The following is a 1,447-nucleotide window of genomic DNA, read 5'->3' as shown; positions in this document are numbered from 1 at the left end:
AGCTAAAGAGAAAGCATTTTTAACGCAGCTCCGGCGCGCTTGCAACACGCCGAAGTTGCTCACCACAACCAACTATTGAGGAGTTGAATGATGGCTAAGGCGCATTCTAAGCAAAACCGGGCGGTAAATAAAGCCGCCAAAACCGAACGTTATTACACCGTGGGATACGTGCCGCAAAATGACAAGGCCAAAGCTCCGCCTGCAATCCATCTTAAAGGGCAATGGCTTAAGGCGGCGGGATTCGATAAAGGCTGTACACTGACCGTTAAGATACTGGATGGCTGTCTGGTATTAATCCCTGACAGTGATGATACTTGCGCTATCAAACAACAGTACCAGCGCCAGCAAGACCAGCTCAGTGAGATTAAGCTGCGAATGCGGGAACTGATTGGCGACTATAAAAGCCGCTAAGGGCAGGAACTGAGCGGCGCTTAAAAAAGCAGAAAGCCGGAAGATCACGGAGATCTTTCCGGCTTTGAACTAAATAACTCTTTTAGTTATTTCCAAATAGTGATTATAAGTTTCTTTGCTAAGATATTTTCTAGCCAAATTGTAACTATAATCACTTCCCATTATTGCTTCAAAGATACACGTATTTAATATGTCTTTTACGTCATCACCTTGATAAAGAAATAAGTCATCGACAAAACTAAATATGTTCTTTATTTCTTTTATTAAGATATCTTCATCCTTGTAAATAGATGCGATGTTTTGAGAAAAATAGCTTTTTTCCTCTACTTTACCAGAGCCATATAGATTTATTAGATCAGAAAAAAACGTACCAAAACCTCCAAATATTAGATAGATACCATCATGATCGCCATGTATTTTTCGAAACACAGGAAAAAGATTGTTTAGTTTATCAATTAATTCATCATTCGTCATAAATGCCCCAATGCGTTCCTTAAATCATTTATCATGTAGCTTGCTAAGCTTCTATCCGATGGGCTTAGAGCCTCATTTTTATACCTTCCATTACCACTAGATAAATTTTTCAATGCTGTTAAATAATCCTTACCTTTATTTATATGGTCTGAACCGCCGACTAATTGTCCAGTATTCTTTGTATGCAGAATAGAAGCTGCTGTCCCTCCATCAGGGATATTTGCACCTGGCCGATATAGTTCTTCAAACATTTTTTGCAGCTTAGGATTCTCTATTGAATCTATTATTTGCTGCCTTTGTTCTGCTGAAATGGCATGATTATTTTTTCTGGCATTCTTTAATATATCGACAGGACAACTCGCTAACCCAAATGGGTCAACCCATTTCGCCGGATTATGTACATACCCATACGGATTCAATCCGCCCAGCAACCCAATGGGGTCTTAGGGATGATTCCGGTGCGGTCATACTTTTTTAAGCGATTTTTTCTTTGACTATCAGCTTGTTAAAGAACCATTTTTACCTGTTCCGCCCATCCCCGCGAACCTAAAACGCCGATGTG

Annotated in this window: 2 protein-coding genes and 1 pseudogene; 1 reads left to right on the top strand and 2 read right to left on the bottom strand. The window is 40.0% G+C overall.

Annotated elements, in window-relative coordinates; genetic code table 11:
• The first annotated feature begins 90 nt into the window (after positions 1-90).
• Entirely contained in the window at positions 91-411 is a 321-nt protein-coding gene (locus IQ209_RS17825; protein ID WP_193852519.1) for a SymE family type I addiction module toxin, read from the top strand.
• Positions 412-480: 69 nt separating this feature from the next.
• Here IQ209_RS17825 and IQ209_RS17820 read toward each other — a convergent pair whose 3' ends face one another.
• Positions 481-885, bottom strand: coding sequence for a hypothetical protein (locus IQ209_RS17820; RefSeq protein ID WP_193852518.1), 405 nt, complete (start codon positions 883-885; stop codon positions 481-483).
• A gap of 347 nt (positions 886-1,232) precedes the next feature.
• A pseudogene (locus tag IQ209_RS18835) lies at positions 1,233-1,328 on the bottom strand (RHS repeat protein); the annotation flags it as partial.
• Between the last annotated feature and the right edge of the window lie 119 nt (positions 1,329-1,447).

It is taken from the genome of Xenorhabdus sp. BG5 (assembly GCF_015163665.1).
Classification (GTDB): Bacteria; Pseudomonadota; Gammaproteobacteria; order Enterobacterales; family Enterobacteriaceae; genus Xenorhabdus.
This window is presented reverse-complemented; position numbering and strand designations above follow the sequence as displayed.